Below are 19,041 nucleotides of genomic sequence, written 5' to 3'. Positions count from 1 at the left end.
GGCACCGGGCGAGTGGTGGCATTCCACTCCACCAAAACCTGATGCCGTTCCCGCTCGTCGAGCAGGTCGATGCTGGCGACGGGCTGACCCGGGTCGGACATGACGAGCGTGTCGAGCATGGCCAGCAACCGTCGCTGATGGTTCGCCAGGTCGGTCTCGGTGTAGACAGCCGGGTTCGCGTCGAAGTCGATCCGAATCTGCGAACTCGCCTGGTTGCTGTACACGTTGATGGCGAAATCGTCGACCGGCCAGGCCAGCAGACCGTCGATGCTGGCCTGGCACTCCCCGAAATTGAGACGGCCGTCGTACTCCATCACGTTCACGACGGGACCGAACAGCCGGTCGCCCGTGCCCACCAGGTCGAGATCGCGCTTGAGGTCCTCTGATCGGTACCTCTGGTGCCGGAGTACCTGTGAGGTCTCTCGCGACGTTTCCCGCAGGATGTCCCGGAGACTCTGCGACGGTCGTGGGGCCAGAACCAGTGGAAGGATGTCGGCCATCATGCACGGAACCCGGAGGGCCATCGGGTTCATACGGCGGCTGACCACCAGACCCAGTCGCGACTCGCCATCTACCGCCGTCCGGTTCAGGTACAGCGCGGTAGCGGCCAGGACAATACCGGCTGGACTGCTGCCGAGGTTCTCGGCGACCTCTCGGAGAGCCTTGGTCTGCGCAGAGGACACATACGTCGTCGTTCGGAGGAAGGTCTCCGAGGCGGGTGCGGCAGTGCCGGCGAGAGTCAGCGGGGCGGCGCCGGCGAGCCGCCCGGACCAGTACTTCTTGTCTCGCTGGCAGCTCTTCCTGGTGCTGTACGACAGTTCGTCGTGAAGGATCTGCTCGAAGGAGTCGGCCGGCGGAAACTCGCGTGCCGTGCCGTCGAGCGTGCCGGTGTAGATGTCCGCGACTCTCCGCGCCACGAGGAACACGCTGTACCCGTCGATGGCGATGTGATGGAACCGCAGATAGAGCGTTGATTCGTCCGGCCCGGTCTTGAGCAGTGCCCAACGCGAGAGCTCGGCACCGACGATCGGCACCGGTCGCATCAGGTCTCGTTGGATCCAGTGGTCTGCCGCCGTCCTCGGCTCGGGTGAGGAGCTGAGGTCCACGACGGACAACTCCGAACGTGCCGAAGTCTCGACGTACTGCCAGGGGCCGTCGTCCTCGTCGACAAAACGGAGCCGCAGCGCGTCGGTCTCCTCAATGGCCATCCGTACGGCGGTCTGCAACGTCGCCGTGTCGATCCGGCCGGAGATATCCACCCGCGCGCCGATGTTGTAGTTCCGCTGTGCCGCGTCGACCTGGTCCGCGAACCAGATTCCGCGCTGTGCGGGTGACAGAGGAAGCCGCTTATCGAATTCTTCGGACACAGCTCATCGCCCATCTTGAGGCCGACACGACGTCCACCCGATGGCCTCCCGGTGTGCCGCCGGAAGGCCATCGGGCGCTGAGGGTTGCCACAGGCTTGCTAGCCGTCCATTGCCGCGCGAAGGCTGGCCGGACGCATGTCCTGCCAGTGCTCTTCGATGTAGGCGAGGCAGGCGTCGCGGGTCGTTTCGTTGAGCTCGATCCTCCAGCCGTCCGGGACCTTGACGAACGAAGGCCACAGCGAGTACTGGCCCTCGTCGTTCACCAACGCCAGGTAGGTGCCATCGGGGTCGTCGAATGGGTTCACGTCGTTCTCCTTCAGTGCGTTGTTTCCGGTCGTTCTTCCGGGTCCTCGGCGGGGCGGTCGAGAAGCGTCATCACGTAGCCGGCGATGGCTTCCACGGTCGGGTAGTCCCAGGCGAGCGTGGCGTCGACCTCGATGTCATATCTTTCCTCGATGTCTCCGCAGAAGCTGAGCGCGTATATCGAACTCATTCCGTAGCGTGTCAGTCGCACTGCCGGATCGATGTCCTCCGGCGCCATCTCCACGTAGTAGGCGACCCGCTCGACGAGCCAGCGCCGCACTGGGGTGATCGTGCCTTCGGCGGTATCGGATGACATCAGCACCTCCTTGACTCAGATAGCGAAGGATCCATCGGGTCACACCAGGACGGGTTCGGCGCGGGTGTCGAGCGACCGAGCGTGCTCCACCCGATAGGCGAGTTCCCGCCACAGCGCATCGTTGAGCTGTGGAGCGAGCGGGCCGACCGCGGCGCCCGGCGTCCTGTTGGCCAGCAGCACCAGGGCGGCCGTCAGCCAAGGGGTGTCACCGAGGAACTGCTCGCCGCGGTTCCGGGCGGACCGCCAGAGGCCGAGACAGCACGCGGAAGCCGACAGTAGAACGTAGCTGCGTGCGATGGTTTCGGCATCGCCGGACGTGGTCGAACCGTGAGCCCGGATCCGGGTGCGGTGGTGGCCCAACTCAGCAAGGCGCTGGTCGAGCGAGTCGATCTGCTCGATCAGGTCTCGGTCGCTGTCGCCGGCCAGCTCGGGCCAGTCGCGGGCAGAGGACAGCGTCACGATTACAGCGTCGGGCTCCACCGGAACCGGTGTGAGTTGGGAGAACACGAGGTCCGGCAGCTCGGCTGACCGGTCGAACACTGCCTCGATCGGTTCGGCCTCCCCGCGTGAGGATTCACCGACGGAACCCCGTAGGTGGGTCAGCACCGGTCCCAGGCAGCCCGCGCCCGGACCATGGTCCACGGTGAGCAGCGGCAGGTCCCGCTGGTGTTTGCCGAAGATGGCGTGTTCGCCCTCCCGAAGGTAGAACCGGGCGCCCAGTACCACCGACAGCCGCTCCATCGCGTCGGCCAGCAGTTGAGGGACGAGATGACCTGCCACAGCCGTGGCGAGTGACGCCTGGGAGGGCGCGGCCTGGATGGCTCGTGCGGCGGTCGTCGCGAGCGCGTCAGCGATGAGCAGTTCGACGAACGTTGTCGTCAGCGCCCGGCGCGCGTGAGGCAGGTCGGCTACGGTGGCGCCGTACAGGTACCTGGAGGTGGCAAACCGGGTCACCACACGTAGCGCCGTATCGGCGGTCGCCACCGACAGGCCGGTCAGCACGGCGCGGGCCGGCTGCGCAGACAGCGCGGTGACTTCGCCCGCTCGGCCCAGCCCTCCGATCAGTGTGTCGTCGTTGAGCCTCGCCCCGTTCGCCCGGACGCGGGAGAACCACACGCCACGGGCTCCGGCGGTGCGCAGCCGCGGCAGGTGTGTCCAGACGCTGTCGTGCATGTCGGCTGTGGCGGTGAGGAACAGTGACCGACCATTCGCGCGGTCGGCCGCCGGCGTGGCCACGTCCAACAGGAAAGCCCGCGCCGTATTGGTGCTCGCCATCGGCGACGAAACGCCGGAAAGCGTGCTGCCGCCGCCGTTCACGGACGCTTCGAGCGCCTGGCGGCCGTATTCCTCGGCGTCGCGGGTCGGGTAGACGGTCGCGATTTGCGCCCCTGTCATCAGCAGGTCCCTCAGGAAGCGCTGTTGGCTGGCGGTACCGGCGGTCCAGACGCTGAAGGCCGCTAGCAATGAGCTGATCCCGAAGCCCAGACCCAGCGAGACGTCGCGCCGGAACACCGGACGTAGCCGGACGACCAGGTCGTCCAGGGCGCGCAGCCGGCCGCCGGCGGTGACCGGTACCAACTCTGCGCCCAGGCCCCACGAGTCGAGCACGCGCCAGGCCTCGGCCGCGAGTTCACACCGCTCGTCCGCGGTCATGCAGGCGTCGAATCCCATCGGGTTGCCCGTTGCCGAGGGGTCACCGAGCAGCACTTCAAGGTCTGGCATCGCGGTCACCGTCCTCCTCTGCTTTCGGAGAGCCGGCAAGGCAGCAATGAGAAGAGGTCGCCCACGTGCTCTTGCGCGAGCAGTTGTGTCAGCAACGTGTCATCTGTCTCGGCGTCTGGTGCGGGCGGGTCGCCGAGCGAGGCGAGAGTGCGGCCCAATACGGCGTCCAGCCACACCGCGTCGCGCCAGATCGGCGATGTCGTCAGCTGGTTCGCGTGCGGGTGGGTCGCGAGCCAGACCGCCAGCGCGGTTGAGCCCAGGTAACACAGGCTCCAGCGAGCCGCCGCGTCGAAGTAGTGGGAGGGAACGGGACCGGGGACCGGACGGAGATCAGACAGGTGCTCGTGTAACGCCCGCGCCGACTCTTCCAACCGGGACGCGAGGTGAAGGGTCGAGGCGAGTTCGGGGCGGGTCTGGGCGAGCGTACCCAGCTGGGACACGAGCGCGGGCAGTGCCCGTACCACGGTGGCTCCGCCGCGGGCGATCAGGTTGAGCCGGCCCGGGTCGAACGCTGGTACCTCGCGGGTCAGGTCGTGAGTGTCCACGGAGTCCGGCCATTCTGCGCCCCGCCGGAAGCCGCGTACGAGGTTCGGGAACTGGTGGATGATGGCGTTCAGGTTGACCACGGTGTTGCCGTCGAACAGCCCGATCAGGCGGCCGTCGCGCATGATCTTGTCGTACCGCAGGGCCGTCGGATCGTCGGTGACCATCGCGGCGGAGCCTAAGATCGTGCCCAGGGAGCCGACCGCCGCCTGGAGTCTGGTCGGTGCGAGGACCTTCACGACGGCGCTGATGACGCTCAACTCCGCCGGGTGGTGGTGGATGCTGCGGGCGGCCGCGATCGCCAGTGCTTCGGCGCCCAGGAGTTCGGTGTAGGCGTCGACCAGGATGCGCCGTACGGGCGGAAGGTCGAGCAGACGCCCCTCGTCTGTTCGATGGTCGCGAGCCCATCCGACAGCGATACGCAGCGCCTGGTCGGTGGCTCCGATCGCCAGCCCGGCACACATCGTCCGAGTCAACTGCAGTCCCTTGAGTACGATCTCGATGCCGCTGCCGGCGGATCCCACCTGCGCCGCGAGCGGCACCCGCACGTCCTCGCAGACGATTCCGCTGATGTCGGCGCCGCGGATGCCGTGGGTGCGTACTTTCGGAAGGCAGGTGAAGTGACCGGGCGCCAGGTGTGCCTTGTCCAGGAGCAGGACGTCGAACCCCCGTGGGTCGCCCGCATCCGCGGTCCGCGCGAGGACGGAGACGATGCGTGCACGGGTCGCGTTGTTGATGAGCCACTTCTCGCCGCGCAGCCGGAAGCCGTCGTCGTCGCGAACCGCCACGAGGTCCCCGGCCAGCAGATCGCTTCCGTGCTGTCGCTCGGTCAGTCCCCACGACATCGGCGTGCCGTCGAGGACCTCTCGCGCGAGTCGCCGGGCCTGTTCATCGCGCGCACCCACCCAGGCGGACACGGCGCCGAGGAAGGTCGCGCAATGACCGATCGCGACGGTCAGGTCACGCCTCGCGAGCAGCCGTACCAGTTGGAGGACGACTTCGTAGGAGCTCAGCCGGCCACCGTAGCGGTCCGGTACGTAGTAGTGATGGAGTCGCAGCTGTTCGAGCATTCGACAGATCGCCGCGGGGAATGCCTCCCGCTCGTCCAACTCCAGGCAGCGCGCGTAGGAGAACTCCACTGTCTCGTCTGTCGGATCGCCGAGGAGGCGCTCGAAGTCCTCGGCGACCAGGAACGGTGGATAGGCCGCGGCGCTTCGGACGGCACCCGGGCCGCTGTCATGCCGGTCAGGCATGACTGTCCCCGGTTCCGGCGGACGAGGCGGCGGTCGGTGCGAGACCCGGGGCGGTCGGGAGTCGGGGGTCGACTTCCGAGTGAAGTGTCTCGAGCCCACCATCGTGGAACAGGCGACGTGTCCGGCCACGGCGCACCTTGCCACTGGTGGTTTTCTCGATGGCGCCGACGCGAACCAGCAGGACGCTCACCGACGGCACGCCGAATGCCGCGACGATGTCGTCGCGAATCTGCAGTGCGAGGTCGCGGAGGCTGGTCCCGGTCAGGCCGCGCGGCCGCACCTCCTGGACGAGTACCAGATGTTGCTGGCCCGGCCCCATCCCGAAGGCCGCACCGGTCTCGGTCGCCGGGTGCTTCCGCGCGGTCGCCTCGATGTCCTGGGGGTAGATGTTCCGGCCGTTGATGATGATCAGGTCGTCGCAGCGACCGGTCACGTAGAGTTCTCCGTCGAGCTGGAAACCGAGGTCTCCGGTGCGCAGGAATGGCCCCGTTCCGTCTCGCGTGTGGGCCCGGAATTTTGGCTCCGACGTCGCCCGTTCACGGAAGTGGCCGGCGGCGACGCCACCGCCCTGGACCCAGATCTCACCGACGTGTCCATCCGGGAGGATCTCACGCTGCTCCGGCTCGACGATGCGCACCGTCGCCCCTACCGGCCGACCACACCCTGTCAGTTCAATATTTCCCGACGGCGAGGGCACCGCCCTGTTGTGCTCGAGGCCACTGGCATCGAAGCGGCGGATCGTGGCTCCCCTGCGCGCGCCGCTCACCAGGAGCGTCGCTTCGGCCAGGCCGTAGACCGGTGACCATGCCTGCGGATCGAATCCACAGGGGCCAAGCCGAGCCGCCACTTCTCTGAGCGTGCTTGCCCGGACCGGCTCCGCGCCGTTGAGGGCGATTCGCACGCTCGAGAGGTCGAGGTGCTCCAGCTGCGCGTCCGTCACGCGCCGGGCACACCACGCGTATCCGAAGTCTGGGGCGACGGTCAGGTCGGCTCGGTGCCGGTCCATCATCTGAAGCCAGATTTCGGGACGCATCACGAACGATGTCGGCGACGTGAAGACGAGGCTGGTGCCGCTGAACAACGGCTGAAGCAGCAGGCCGACCAGACCCATGTCGTGGTAGTGCGGAAGCCAGCCGGCCGCGGTCTGCCCACCCGTCCGCTCGCCGACCAGTGTGCGGATCGAGGTCTCGTTGCTCACGAGGTTGCCGTGCGACACGGCGACGCCCTTCGGGTCGCTGGTCGACCCGGACGTGTACTGCAGGTAGGCGATCGTTTCCGGAAGCAGCTCGGGGGGCTCCCACTCGCCGGGCGCGGGCGACAGCGACGAGTCGGTCGCGACAACGCGGCCAGCCGGGCCGACCGCCGTCGCGAGCCGTCCGACCACGGCGGCACGATGCGCCGCGTCGGTCAACACGGTGCGCACGCCGGCATTCCGAGCGATCGCGTCAACGCGGCTGCTGGCATGCGAACCGGCATCAGGCAACGGGGCGGGGACCGCGATGACACGCGCGTAGAGGCAACCGAGAAACACCGTCACGAACTCGAGGCCGGACGGGTACAGCAGAAGCACTGTCTGGTCTATGAGATCCGCGCGGTGGAGCATGGCGGCAATCGCGCGGGCTCGCAGGTCTATCTCGCGAAATGTCAGCCGCGCCTCGGAGAGCCGGCCCGCGCGCAGACGATCGACAAATGTGTAGTGCCTGCTGTCGCCGTGAGCGCCAATCTGTGCCCGTATCTCCGACACGAAACTCATCCGCACGCTTCCCCCATCGTCCAGCTCAACCACGCCCGCTACCCGGGGGACGCCATCGGCGGACTCGACGCGCGGCAGCCGTCGCGCGGCAGCCCCGCGTACCCGGCCGGTTCCTCACCGGGCCGGTCACGGCGCCAGCGCCTCTGCCAGGCACCGCGCCAGTTGCCCGATGGTGGGGTTCTCGTAGAGTTGGCGGACCGAGATGCGAGCCGATTGAGCGTCGTTGATCTGGTTCACCGCCTGAGACGCCAGCATCGACGTGCCGCCCACCTCGAAGAAATTGTCGTCGCGGCCGACCGGCAGATACCCGAGAGCGTCCTCCCAGATCGCGGCTAGCAGTCGCTCCAGGTCGCTCTCCGGTTCTGCATAACGGGTATCGGCCGCCACAGCGTTCGCGAACAGACGCTGGCTGTCGACGGCACCGCTCTCGTCGACCGGGATCTGCGCCAGCTCGACAAGCCGAACGGGCAGCGGGTACTTCGCCTGCGCGTCCGCGGTGATCGCCGCCAGGAGGTCGGCGTCGACGGGCCCATTGGCGGTGTAGGCGACGACCGCCTCGACGGCCTGCAGGTGTTCGGGCGCCAGGTCGCGGATGATCTGTTGGTTACGGGGGTCGAGTCCGATGAGAATTTCGGGACGCTCGGCGCTGAGCCCGATGAGCAGTGACGCGATCCCCTGGCTCGTCGAGATGGGCAGGAATCCGCGGGATCGGGAGACGATCAACGGGCTGTCCCGGTTCATTCCGACGCCACGCCACGAACTCCAGGACAGGCACCTGACGCGCCGGGCTCTGACCTGGGTCCAGTACTGTGCGAACGCGTTCAGGAAACTGCACGCCGACGCGTAGGCGGCGAAGGACGCGCCGCCGAACTCGGCATTGACCGACGAGAACAGCACCAGCAGCGCGTCGGGACGGTCGGTGAGCACGTCCGCGAGGGCTAGCGTCCCGTACACTTTGGCCCGGTACAGCCGCTCGAAAGCGTCGATCGTCTCGTTGACGACGGTGTGAGCCTCGGGGTGGTTCCAGTGGTCGGAAACCTCCGGGGCGGCGAGGTGGAACACTCCGGCCAGCGGCTGCCCGAAGCGGTGCTCGGCCTCGGTGACCGCGGCTCGGAGCGCCGTACGGTCGGCGACGTCGAGCGATCGGTATTCGACCTCTCCCAGCGATCGCAGGTCGTTCAACCGCTGGACGGTCTCGTCGTGCTCATCCGTGGACCCGCCGACGATCGAGGTCCGGCCGACCAGGAGGAGCCGTACCTGATACGCGGCCAGAAGGTACTGCGCGATCTCATACCCCACGCCGCCGAGTCCTCCCGTGATGACGTAGAGGCCACCGGCGACGATCGGTGGCGTCGCACCGCCGGTGCTGCCGGCCTTCAGCCAATGGAGGCGACGGACGAACCAGGTCGAGTCTCGGTACGCCGCGACGACGGGCTTTCGCTCCGCGGCCAGCCACTCGCGAATCGCCGCCGGCCACTGCCCGGGTGCGCCCGCCGGTAGGTCCACGTGCCCGACCGCCCCGAGAGTCTCTTCGGCGACGAGGGTCCGGACAAGACCCGGCAACGTTCCGTGGGCGAGAGTGAGGGGATCCGTGTCGGTCACCCGAAGACCAGCGGTCGTCAGTATGAGTACCGCCGCCCTGAGGTCCGGCAGGGACGCCATCGCCTTGGCCAGCGCGACGACCGAGAATGTCCCAACCTCAAGCAGGGCCGGCAGATCGCCTTCTTCCCCCGGTCGTTCCGAGAGCCCCCACCCGTGGATGACCGTACCGATCGGTCCGAGTTCGCGGGTCACCTTCTCGAACATCCGCCGGTAGTGTGTCTGGTTCCCAGGCACAACGCCGATGTCGGTCGGAGAGTTCTCGCCGTACTGTGCGGCCGGGCGCACGAGGACCAGCAAGGCGGGTTCGGCCAACTCGGCGGGCAACTGGTCGCTCAGAGCGTGGTCGTGGTCGTCGAACACGACGACGACGTCGCGGCGGGGATCCGGTGGCGTGGGAGCACGGCTCAGGGTCTCGGTCCGCCAGCGCGTCTCGAAAAACCAGGGCGGGACGGCGCCGCCGCGTCCGTCGATGAGGTCGTCGTCGTCCAGGTACTGGTCGAACTCCCCTCGGCGCAGGCTGTCCACCAGTTGGGCGCGTTGGATCTTTCCGCTGCCGGTCTTGCTGAACCTGTCCCTCGGTAGTGGAACCACAAGGTTCGGCTGTACTCCGGCTTCGCGCGCGAGCGTCGACCTGATCCCCGAAATCGTCTCGTGTGCCCGGTCCCGCCGCTGGGACTCCGGCACGAAGAAAACCACGAGCTGATCGGTGTCCACGCCGGCCGGCCGGTAGCTGCTGACCGCGACGAAACTGACTGTGGTACCGGGTACCTGTTCGACGAGCGATTCCAACTCGTAGCTCAGGTAGTTCTGACCACGGATGATGATGAGGTCCTTCTCCCGTCCGGTGATCGTCAACCGGCCGTGATGAAGGAATGCCAGGTCTCCGGTCCTGAACCAGCCGTCCCGGGTGAACGCCTGGCGGTTCGCGTCGTCGTTACGGAAGTACCCGTCGGTCATTGTCGTGCCGCGGACTTCCAGCCGCCCCACGTGGTCTTCGGGCAACAGGTCCCCGTCGGTGTCCACGATGCGAAGCGCGACGCCCGGGATGGGCAGCCCCACCTCGGTCAGGATCGCGGCGTCGCGTCGGTCCGCCGGCACGAACTCGACCGCCCCGGCCAGCGAAGCCTTGTCGACACGCAGTGTGCCCATGCCGAGGTCGTCCCCGGAAAGGGTCGAGAATGTCACGCCCGAGCACGTCTCCGACATGCCCCAACAGGGCCGCATCGCATCGGTGGGCAGGCCGTACGGTTTCAGCAGCCGCAGGAACTTGTGCGCGGTCTGGCTCACGACCGCCTCACCACCGTTGCAGATGTGCCGCAGGCACGACAGATCCCACTCGCGGTCCTTCATCCGGACCGCGCCGTCGTTCACGAGAGCGAAGGCGAAGTTCGGTGCCCAGGTGTTGGTGACGCGGAACCTGTGCACCAGATCCATCCACAGCAGCGGATCGGCCAGAACCGCCTCGGTCGCGACATTGACTTGATCGCACCGATAGATGACGTCGCGGACGGCGTACATGACCAGACTGCCGACGTGATCGAGCGGCATCCAGTTGATCGAAACCTCGTGATGATCGAAGCCGTTGGCGATCGCTGTGCCTCGGCTGAGCGCCAGCACACTGGCGTTCGTGTGACGCACACATTTGGGCACACCGGTACTCCCGGAGGTGAGCAGGTGCAGGACTGGGTCGTCTGGCTCCGCCCGCCACCACTCGTCGCACTTCGGCGCCGCGATCAGGTCCTCGACGGCCACGAGATGCCAGTCCGCCAGGCCCCAGCGCCCGGCCAGGTCCCCAATCGCCGTCACCACGCTTCTGTTGCCGATCGTCAACGGGTGGTCCAGCAGTTCCCATGCGGCGCGCAGTTTCCGCGTCACGGCGTCTTCCCGGTCGTAGCTGGAACCGGCACCGAGCGGAGTGGGGAGGTAACCGCCGAGAACGCAGGCCCAGAACGCGGTGAGGAAGTCGCGGTTGTCGGAGAACTGGAAGAGGACGGGGTCTCCCGGTCGCAGACCGGTCTGGCGGAGCCCACCGAGTACTCGCTGCGATTCATCCAGCAGGTCACGATAACTCTGGAAGGACTCAGTCCCGTCCTCGGCGATGTAGGTGGTGCCCTTCGTCGGAGCCAGCTGCGCAGCGGACACAATCGCCTGCTGCAGGGTTCGTGGCTGTCCCGGGCCGAACTTGACGTCGCCGCCGGACGACATGGCGGGAGGCCGGCGGCGGGACGCGATGGTTTCCCCGCGCTGCTCCGCGGGGTGGTTCGAGTCGGCGCGATGGGCCTCGACGGTGGGCGAATCGGTCGCGCTCGGCGCCCCGGCACGTTCCAGGACCGGCTCGTACCGCACCTGCGCGACCACCCGGTCGATCTGGGGAACGGCTGCGACGGACGCGACGATCGCGCCGAGAGCGGTACCGTCGTCTGGCAGGCCGTGAACCCCGCTGTCCGTCATGCGAGCCGTGGTCATGACGCCGCACCATCCTGTTCTGCCGACACACCGGCCCCCGTCAGGAGGTCAGCTAAGCGGTGTGTCACCTCGTCAGGACGCGCGGCGAGGTAGAAGTGATCGCCGTCGAAGAGCTGTGTCGCAAAGTGGCCCGCCGTGTGACGCCGCCATGGATCCACGGTCTCGTCCGGGACCCGTCTGTCGTGTCTGCCGCCGAAGGCGACAATGGGCATGTCCAGCTGTGGTCCGGGCTCGTAGCCGTAGGTCTCCAGGAGCGTAAAGTCGGCACGGAGCGCGGGTAGCAGCACCGCCATGAGGTCTGGATCGTCGACCACCATCCGCGTAGTACCCCCTATCTCACGCAGAGCCCCGATGAACTCGGCGTCTGGTAGGTGGTGGATGGGTTCGGCACTCGGGGACAGATCCGGGGCCGACTGCCCCGACACGATGAGCATCGCCGGCTGTACGGCATGCCCGCGGCTCAGCGCTCTGGCCAGTTCGAACGCCATGAGTGCCCCGCCCGAGTGGCCGAAGAAGGCGAACCGACCGTGCAGATGAGGAGCGAGCGACAGCGCCAGGATGCGGATCAGCGGCTTGATGTCGGCGAAGGCCGTCTCGCGGATCCGGTCTTCTCTACCCGGCAGCTGAACGGCCACGACCTCGATGGACCGCGGAAGCAGTGCCGGCCAACTGGCGAAGGTGGACACTCCCGCACCGGCATGCGGGAAGCAGAACAACCGGTACTGTGGATTTTCGCGCGCCGCACGCCTGACGTAAAGATTCTCCGCGACGAATGCTTCGGCTCGCGGCATGGCAACAACGTCCCCTCATTCGCAAGGGCACGCACCGCACGGTCGTTCTCGAACCTCACGCGAACATGCTGAGGCCACGCAGTGCTGGGCCCGTCGGATTGCCGTTGTCCGCAGCGTCTTGCGGAGTCATCTACAGCGCGACAGTCGATCCCTCCCGAGATGATCAAGGAACTACAAAATTACACGCCGCACCACCCGCTCGCGTCCAACCCTGGTAGTAGATGGAGGAGAACCTGCGTGGTACGCAGCCCGCTCGCTCGCTTCCGCGCGGCGACTTGGCAATCCTGTTGATGATCGGTAACGTCCAGCCGGAACGCAGGCAGAGCGATCAGGCAGAGCGATAGGGGCGGACGGCGAACGACTTGCGGTCCGGCGTCTGGGAGCCGGCCAACACCGGTCGCCCGTGTTGGCTGAAAATCTGCGACCCCGATGTCCTCCTGCCCGAGGTACCGCCCGGCTCCGACATCCGGGTGCTGTTGCCCGATGACGAGCGCTTCACAGAGCTGCAGGACAAGCTGGCGGTCGCCGGCGCCGACACCCGCCGGGTCCGGTACCTGCTGGAAGACGAGTCCATCGTCGCTACGGGCGACGACGACAACCCTCGACTCGTCGCCGCCGCGAGCGAGTGCGGCCTGGTCAGACCGGGGGCCCGCCGGACCACACACGCCTCGGGGCCGGAAGCGGAAGCGGCCCGCGACGCGTTCGACGTGATGTGGCAGGCCAACGCACCGGCCGGACGGACGGCGGAGCGACCGGTACCCGTCGACAGCCTGCTGCCCGCCGGCTGGGCACGCTTCCTGCCGTTCGGAGTGCTCAACCCGGCTCAGGTAGAGGCGGCGCCGCACGTTCTCGACAGCGACGCGAATCTCGTCGTGGTGGCACCGACCGGTGCCGGCAAGACGGTGATAGGCATGATGGCCGCGCTCCGCACGGTCGTCGGGCGGGGGCGCAAGGCCGCGTGGCTGGTGCCCCAACGGTCGCTGACCGATGAGCTGAACCAGGAGCTGGAGCTCTGGCGCCGGCAGGGACTCCGCGTGGAGCGTCTGTCCGGCGAGTACTCGGTCGACGTCGAACGGGCCCGCCGCGCCGACCTCTGGGTGGCCACCACCGAGAAATTCGAATCGGTCTGCCGGTCATCGTCTCTGCGTGAAGCGCTCAGCGAGGTCGACTGCCTGGTAGTCGACGAGATCCACCTGCTCGGCGACGAGTCCCGCGGCCCGGTGTTGGAGGCACTGCTGGCCCGCATGCGTGGGCGCGAGTCCGGGATGCGCATCGTCGGGCTGTCCGCCACTGTCGCCAACGCGGAGCAGATCGCGAGCTGGCTGCAGGCCCGGCTACTGCAGATCGCGTGGCGGCCGTCCCGGTTGACCTGGCAGCTGCCCATGGTGGCCACGCACTCGGACTGGAACGTCGTGGAGGCCGCCCGTACCCGGCTCGCCGCCGCCATCGCCGATCGAGTCACCGCCGACGGGGGCGGAGTGCTGGTCTTCTGCGGCAGCAAACACCACGTGCGCCGTACCGCCCTGGTCATCGCCGGCCGGCGGGGGGCGGACGTGTCGCGGGTCCACCCCGACGACCTCGACCGGCTCCACGAGGCGTGCCAGTCGGTCGGAGTCGGCCTGCACTACAAGGGCTGGGAGCACCGGCGCGAGGCCGAACACGGCTTCCGCACCCGGCAGCTGAGCGTCCTGGTCGCCACGTCGACGGTGGCCGCCGGGGTCAACCTGCCCGCCCGGGCGGTGATCGTGCGGGACACGCAGCTGGGGCTCCGCGATCTCGATGTGGCGACGGTCCAGCAGATGTTCGGTCGCGCGGGCCGGGTCGGGGCGGGCGAGAACCGGGGCTGGGCATTCCTGATCGTCGACGAGACGCAGCGCACCGCGTGGCAGTCGCGGCTGGTCGCCGGGCACACCGTACGGTCGCAGATCCTGTCGAGCCTGGCGGATCACATCCTCGCCGAGGTGGTGCAGCGGACCGTGGGCTCGCTGCGGCAGGCTGAGCAGTGGTGGGTGCAGACCCTGGCGTACCACCAGGGCAGCAGCAGCCCGGAACCGCTGCGGCGGGCCGTGGAGTTCCTCGCCGAGGCGCAGTTGCTGGCCGTCACCGAGCAGCCAGACGACGACTTCCTGCTCGAACCCACCGACCTGGGGCTGCTGACCGCCCGCATGATGCTCTCCTGCACCACGGCACATGAGCTGCGCTCGGCCCTTGCCCGGATGGACCCGCCCGCCGATCCGGACGAGGCCGAGCGACTACTGATCGACACCGTCGCCGCGGTGGTACCGAAGCTGACGCAGGTGACGGTCAGCGAAGACCTGAAGCCGGCGGTAGCCCGGCTACTGGACGCTGAGGGGCGGCTGGCGGGCCGGCCGGCGCCGGGCGGTACCGACTCGGGGTCGCGGGTGACGATCGCTCCTGGCGACACGGCGAGGGCGGCGCTGCTCGCCGTGGCACGTTGGCCGGCCGCGTTCGGGGCGCACGTACGGCAGGTCGCCGGGGTGCCGTACGCCGCGATGTACCCGGCGCTCGAAGAGGCACCCCGGTACCTCAACTGGCTCGGCGGTCAGGGGCTGCTCGGCACCGTCCATCCCTGGTGCGCGATCGTCGGCGCGGACCTGGGGCGCCGGATCAGGTGGCGGCGGTGCCAGCCGCACCGCGGGGCCGGTCGGCTGCTGTGGATCTGCGAGCAGATGGCCACCGCCGGGTACATCGAGGACACCGTTGAGCTGTGGCGTGCGGCGGTCGCCCGCGGGATCGTCAGCCCGGACTGGACGACGACTGCCCGGCCCCGGCACTGCCGTCTGGACGCGACGGAGTATGCGGCGCTCCTGCGCGACCGGGCCACCGGCACGGTGATCGACCTTCGGACGGACCGGGTGGCGGCCAGAGCACCGTCGGGGGCGGCGCTCGTCGCCTGGGCCGGCCGGGCGCATCGCCTGACCACTGCCCGCCGGGGTGAGGCGATTCTCGTGGTACCGGATGCAGACCCGCCACCCGATGCGGCGGCGGTGTTCACCTGGCGCGGTGATTACCACGCCACCGGTTGGCTCAGCGACTACTCGCAGTTGTCGGGGTGAGGCCCGAGCCGGGGCAGACCGTCCGCCGGTTCCCGAGTCCGTCAGAATCGGCAGCTCTCCTTCAACGCGGGAAGGATTTGCGGCGATATCTCAAAGCGCCCGGGATGCGCCAGCTGGTCGGCAATGGCCGCATTGAAGTTCCGGAGGAAGGTCTTGATCTGCTCCTTCGCCATGCCCTTACGCTGGAGATAAAATACGCTCCATTGTTCGAACCCGAACTGAGGCAGCCAGATGGAGCCGGTGATCGAGGTAAACAGGTCGTAGATAATTTCGGTGGCAGTCGCTGAGCTCATCGTGTTGTGGGACCAGTTGAAGCCCGCTCCACGAATTCCGTACTCGTTCCTCTTTCCCCAGATCGGAGTGATGCGGTCGCAGTACCACAGCTGCGCACGATAGAACTCCGGACGCCCCTCCTCGATCAGGCTGACGGTCTCCGCCACGGTATCGGGTGTCTCTCCGGGAAATCCCACTATCAGTGACGCGTACGAGGAGATGCCGGCGTCGTTGAGGACTTCCAGGGCACTCAGGTAGTCCCTTCGCCGTGCCGTCTTGTTCATCGTCTTCAGCATCGCGTCACTACCTGACTCGACACCCAGGAAGACTCCCTCGCAACCGGCATCCCGCATCAGCTTGATTGTTTCGGCATCGCCGTGGTCACTTCGATAGAAGCAGTTCCAGTGGAACCCGTAGTCCTTCCTGATCATCATGCGCAAGATCTCCCGAAAGCGAACCTTCGGAACATTGAAGGTGTCATCGATGAACGTTACCGTCGACACGGAGGGGATCTCTTTGATGCGGTCAAGCTCCCGCTCGACATATTCAAGATCCAGGTAGGTGTACTTGCCCGCCCTCTGAGGGAATCCGCAGAACGCACACGAGAATGGGCAGGATTTCGCGGTACGGGTAGTGACGAACGCGCCGAAGTCGCCCGACGGGAACAGGCTGTAGTCCACCATGTTCTCCTCAAGTGGATTGGATTCCACCTCGGGAGGCGTCAAGGCAAATGTGTCACCTTTCCGGTAGGCGAGATTCGGCACATTGTGGAGGCCGACGTCCGACCGTAGTGCCTTTATCAGACGGGCGAGAGTCTTCTCTCCCTCCTGGCCTATGACATAGATGTCGCCACCCAGGTAGTCGAGAAATGCCTCCAGATCCGGACCGCTGAACACCTTTGACTGATTCGCTATGTAGGGGCCACCGATCACGATCTTGGCTCGTGGAGCATACTTCCGAACAAAGGCCACGATCTCGATGATCGGTTCCGCGACCACGTACAGCGTCGTGGTGATCGCGACCGTGAGGACATCCTGAGAGGCAAGCTTCTCTCGCAGCTTGTCCTTCTCCAGGTGGAAGAGGTTCACATAGTCGAAGGTGCACCCCGCCCGGTGAAGGTACGTCCCGAGAGACGTGATCACAGGCCACAGGAAATCGGAGTTGTGGAAGTGAGCAGGAGGCCCAGCCGAAACCTCGTTGTGAAACTCGGTCAAAACATCGAGAGCCCTGTACGGCTTGCCGTCGTGGTCGACGTACGCCAGCCTCAGGTCCTGAAACGCGCCGGAGTCCTCCCCCATCTTCTTGACCGAGTTCACGTACGCACCGAAATCTGAGTCGTTGAAACCTACCAACAAGCAATCAACCATGATCATCCAGCTCCTTGAAGGTGTACAGCAGAACCGCGCAGGTTGCTATTCGCTGCTATCTGATCATCCGTTCACCCTCAGCTTGTGATTGATGGCTCTTCCTATCTCGTCAACCGGGCCTGGAGTCATTATTTTGCTGTGGGTACAGTTCACTGTGTGGCTGTCGATGCTCCCGCCGACGTAAGGTTCCCATTTTGTCGATCGCGACGACCCATCAGGCCCATCCAGTGCGGCAATGAAGAGGAGCAGGTCACCGTGAAAGCGATCAGGGACGAGTCTCCTGGCGATGTTCGAGTTATTCGACCCGATCTCCAATATGGAGAGGATGCGTTTCCTGTCGAATCCCGATATCGACGCGAGCTCCCTCGGCAACGCCTCCAGCTCATCGGCCTTCGCAAGCAGGGCGGCAAGATCCGATGAGGTAGTCTCGTCCTTAACGAGGTGGGCCCTCAGAGCTTCGGCCAGCTCGACGACTTCCGGTTCTGCCGTGGGAAGATCTTGCATGGGATAGGAGTCGATGCATGCCAGAAGTCCCACCTCCTCCCCCTTGCCTTGAAGCTTCGTGGCGACCTTATGGGCGACGAGGCCACCAAAAGACCACCCGACAAGATTGTAAGGACCGTGCGATTGCACTGCGCGAATTTGTTGCAGGTAGTCCTCGGCCATATCGTCGGCCGTGAGCGGAAGGCTCTCCGACCGACCCAACCCACGCGCCTGTATCGCATATATCGGGTGATCCGAACCTACGTGTCTGAGCAGCCCGGAATAAGCCCAGCCGATGCCGTACGCTGGATGAAGACAAAAGAGCGGGGTCTTTTTCCCGGAGGCTCGAAGCGGTAGAAGCGTGTCGAACGGATCCTCATAGGATCGCAGTTCAACGTTTTTGAGGAGCGCGGCGACGGTCGGAGACGTGAAGACATTCCGGACGCTGACACTGCTCCCGAAGACTGAGCGGATTCGGTCGGCGAGCCGTATTGCCAGTATCGAGTGTCCGCCGAGTGCGAAGAAGTCATCGTCGATCCCGACCCGGTCCAAGCCCAGTACCTCGGCGAACAGCCCGCACAGGACCTCCTCTTCGGCGGTACGCGGGCCACGCGACCCCGACACCGCGGAGAAGTCAGGTGCCGGCAACGCACGCCGATCCAACTTCCCGTTGCCGGTCAGCGGCAACGAGTCCAGGACCATCACCGCGGCCGGGACCATGTGATCCGGCAAGCGTTCCGCCAGCCGGTCGCGTAGCGCGCCACCATCGACCGTTGCCCCGTCCACACTGACCACGTAACCGACGAGCCGCTTCTCGCCGGGTCGGTCCTCACGCAGCACCACAACCGCCTGCGACACGCCAGGATCCTCGGTCAGAGCTGATTCGACCTCGCCGAGCTCGATCCGGAAGCCCCGCAACTTCACCTGATCATCGGAGCGCCCAACGAAGACCAGGTCGCCGTCGCTGGTCCAGCGAACCAGATCCCCCGTCCGGTACATCCGCTGCCCAACCCCACCGAACGGGTCGGCGACGAACCGCCCCGCGGACAGCCCCGGCCGGTTCAGATAGCCCCGGGCCAGCCCAGCCCCCGCCACATACAACTCGCCCACCACACCCCAGGGAACCGGCCGCAACCCCGAATCCAGAACGTAAACACGCGTGTTCACCAGCGGACGACCAATCGACGGGGCGTCGCTCTTGGTCAGGTGACTTTCGGTCGACCAGATCGTCGTTTCCGTTGGCCCGTAGAGATTGGTGACTTGACCGCCAGTGGCGATCATGGAAGCAGCGAGCTGGGCCGACAGTGCCTCGCCACCGACGAGCATCCGCATCCCGTCCACGGACTGCATGCCGCTGCTGAGAAGTGCTTGCCACAGCGTCGGGGTGGCTTGCATGATCGTCGCGCCGGTACGAGAAACGAGTTCAAGCAACGCGTTCGGGTCGAGCAACGCATCTCTGTCCGCGATGATCAATGTGGATCCGGAAACGAGCGGCAGATATATTTCCAGGCCGGCGATGTCGAAGGCCACTGTCGTCACCGCGAGCATTCGATCAGCCGGGCTCAATGGGAATAGCCCGCTCATGGCAGCCATGAAATTTGTCAAACCGGCGCAGGTGATCGTGACGCCTTTGGGGGTTCCGGTGGATCCGGAGGTGTAGATGACGTAAGCGGGGTTGGCCGCGGTCAACGGGTGAAGCCGGTCGGCGTTCGTCAGGTCGGCAGC

At 66.5% G+C, this 19,041-nt stretch carries 11 protein-coding genes; 1 reads left to right on the top strand and 10 read right to left on the bottom strand.

The features are described 5' to 3' along the window. The 8 genes from Raf01_RS47535 to Raf01_RS47500 form a co-directional block, all read right to left on the bottom strand. A partial coding sequence (locus tag Raf01_RS47535) for a condensation domain-containing protein (protein ID WP_239134558.1) occupies window positions 1–1,367 on the bottom strand: 1,367 nt, incomplete at its 3' end. A gap of 98 nt (window positions 1,368–1,465) precedes the next feature. Then, window positions 1,466–1,672, bottom strand: coding sequence for an MbtH family protein (locus Raf01_RS47530; protein WP_203924788.1), 207 nt, complete (start codon window positions 1,670–1,672; stop codon window positions 1,466–1,468). An 11-nt stretch (window positions 1,673–1,683) separates the two neighbouring features. Continuing rightward, window positions 1,684–1,986: an acyl carrier protein gene (locus Raf01_RS47525; RefSeq protein ID WP_203924787.1), complete on the bottom strand. Its 303-nt coding sequence runs from the start codon at window positions 1,984–1,986 to the stop codon at window positions 1,684–1,686. 39 nt (window positions 1,987–2,025) lie between these two features. Continuing rightward, window positions 2,026–3,708 carry an acyl-CoA dehydrogenase family protein gene (locus Raf01_RS47520; protein ID WP_203924786.1) on the bottom strand — a complete coding sequence of 561 codons (1,683 nt, stop codon included), beginning with the start codon at window positions 3,706–3,708 and terminating at the stop codon, window positions 2,026–2,028. A gap of 5 nt (window positions 3,709–3,713) precedes the next feature. Then, window positions 3,714–5,504 carry an acyl-CoA dehydrogenase family protein gene (locus Raf01_RS47515; RefSeq protein WP_203924785.1) on the bottom strand — a complete coding sequence of 597 codons (1,791 nt, stop codon included), beginning with the start codon at window positions 5,502–5,504 and terminating at the stop codon, window positions 3,714–3,716. Next, window positions 5,497–7,290: a fatty acyl-AMP ligase gene (locus Raf01_RS47510; protein ID WP_203924784.1), complete on the bottom strand. Its 1,794-nt coding sequence runs from the start codon at window positions 7,288–7,290 to the stop codon at window positions 5,497–5,499. The genes Raf01_RS47515 and Raf01_RS47510 overlap by 8 nt, the downstream gene beginning before the upstream one ends. A 93-nt stretch (window positions 7,291–7,383) precedes the next feature. Next, window positions 7,384–11,325 carry an SDR family NAD(P)-dependent oxidoreductase gene (locus Raf01_RS47505; protein WP_203924783.1) on the bottom strand — a complete coding sequence of 1,314 codons (3,942 nt, stop codon included), beginning with the start codon at window positions 11,323–11,325 and terminating at the stop codon, window positions 7,384–7,386. Continuing rightward, complete coding sequence (locus tag Raf01_RS47500) at window positions 11,322–12,116, bottom strand: thioesterase II family protein (protein ID WP_275413219.1); 795 nt, start codon at window positions 12,114–12,116, stop codon at window positions 11,322–11,324. Before Raf01_RS47500 ends, Raf01_RS47505 begins: the two co-directional genes overlap by 4 nt. Window positions 12,117–12,478: 362 nt before the next feature. Between Raf01_RS47500 and Raf01_RS47495 the strand changes: the two genes are divergently transcribed. Then, window positions 12,479–15,193: a DEAD/DEAH box helicase gene (locus Raf01_RS47495; RefSeq protein WP_203924781.1), complete on the top strand. Its 2,715-nt coding sequence runs from the start codon at window positions 12,479–12,481 to the stop codon at window positions 15,191–15,193. A gap of 41 nt (window positions 15,194–15,234) precedes the next feature. On the opposite strand, the gene Raf01_RS47490 is transcribed toward Raf01_RS47495, so the two are convergent. Together Raf01_RS47490 and Raf01_RS47485 are read right to left on the bottom strand one after the other, a co-directional pair. Next, window positions 15,235–16,839, bottom strand: a complete 1,605-nt coding sequence (locus tag Raf01_RS47490) for a PhpK family radical SAM P-methyltransferase (protein ID WP_203924780.1) — start codon at window positions 16,837–16,839, stop codon at window positions 15,235–15,237. Window positions 16,840–16,896: 57 nt separating this feature from the next. Beyond that, window positions 16,897–19,041 (bottom strand): amino acid adenylation domain-containing protein (locus Raf01_RS47485; protein WP_203924779.1); only part of this gene is annotated, 2,145 nt, incomplete at its 5' end.

The sequence above is a fragment of the Rugosimonospora africana genome (genome assembly GCF_016862975.1).
Taxonomy (GTDB): domain Bacteria; phylum Actinomycetota; class Actinomycetes; order Mycobacteriales; family Micromonosporaceae; genus Rugosimonospora; species Rugosimonospora africana.
This window is presented reverse-complemented; position numbering and strand designations above follow the sequence as displayed.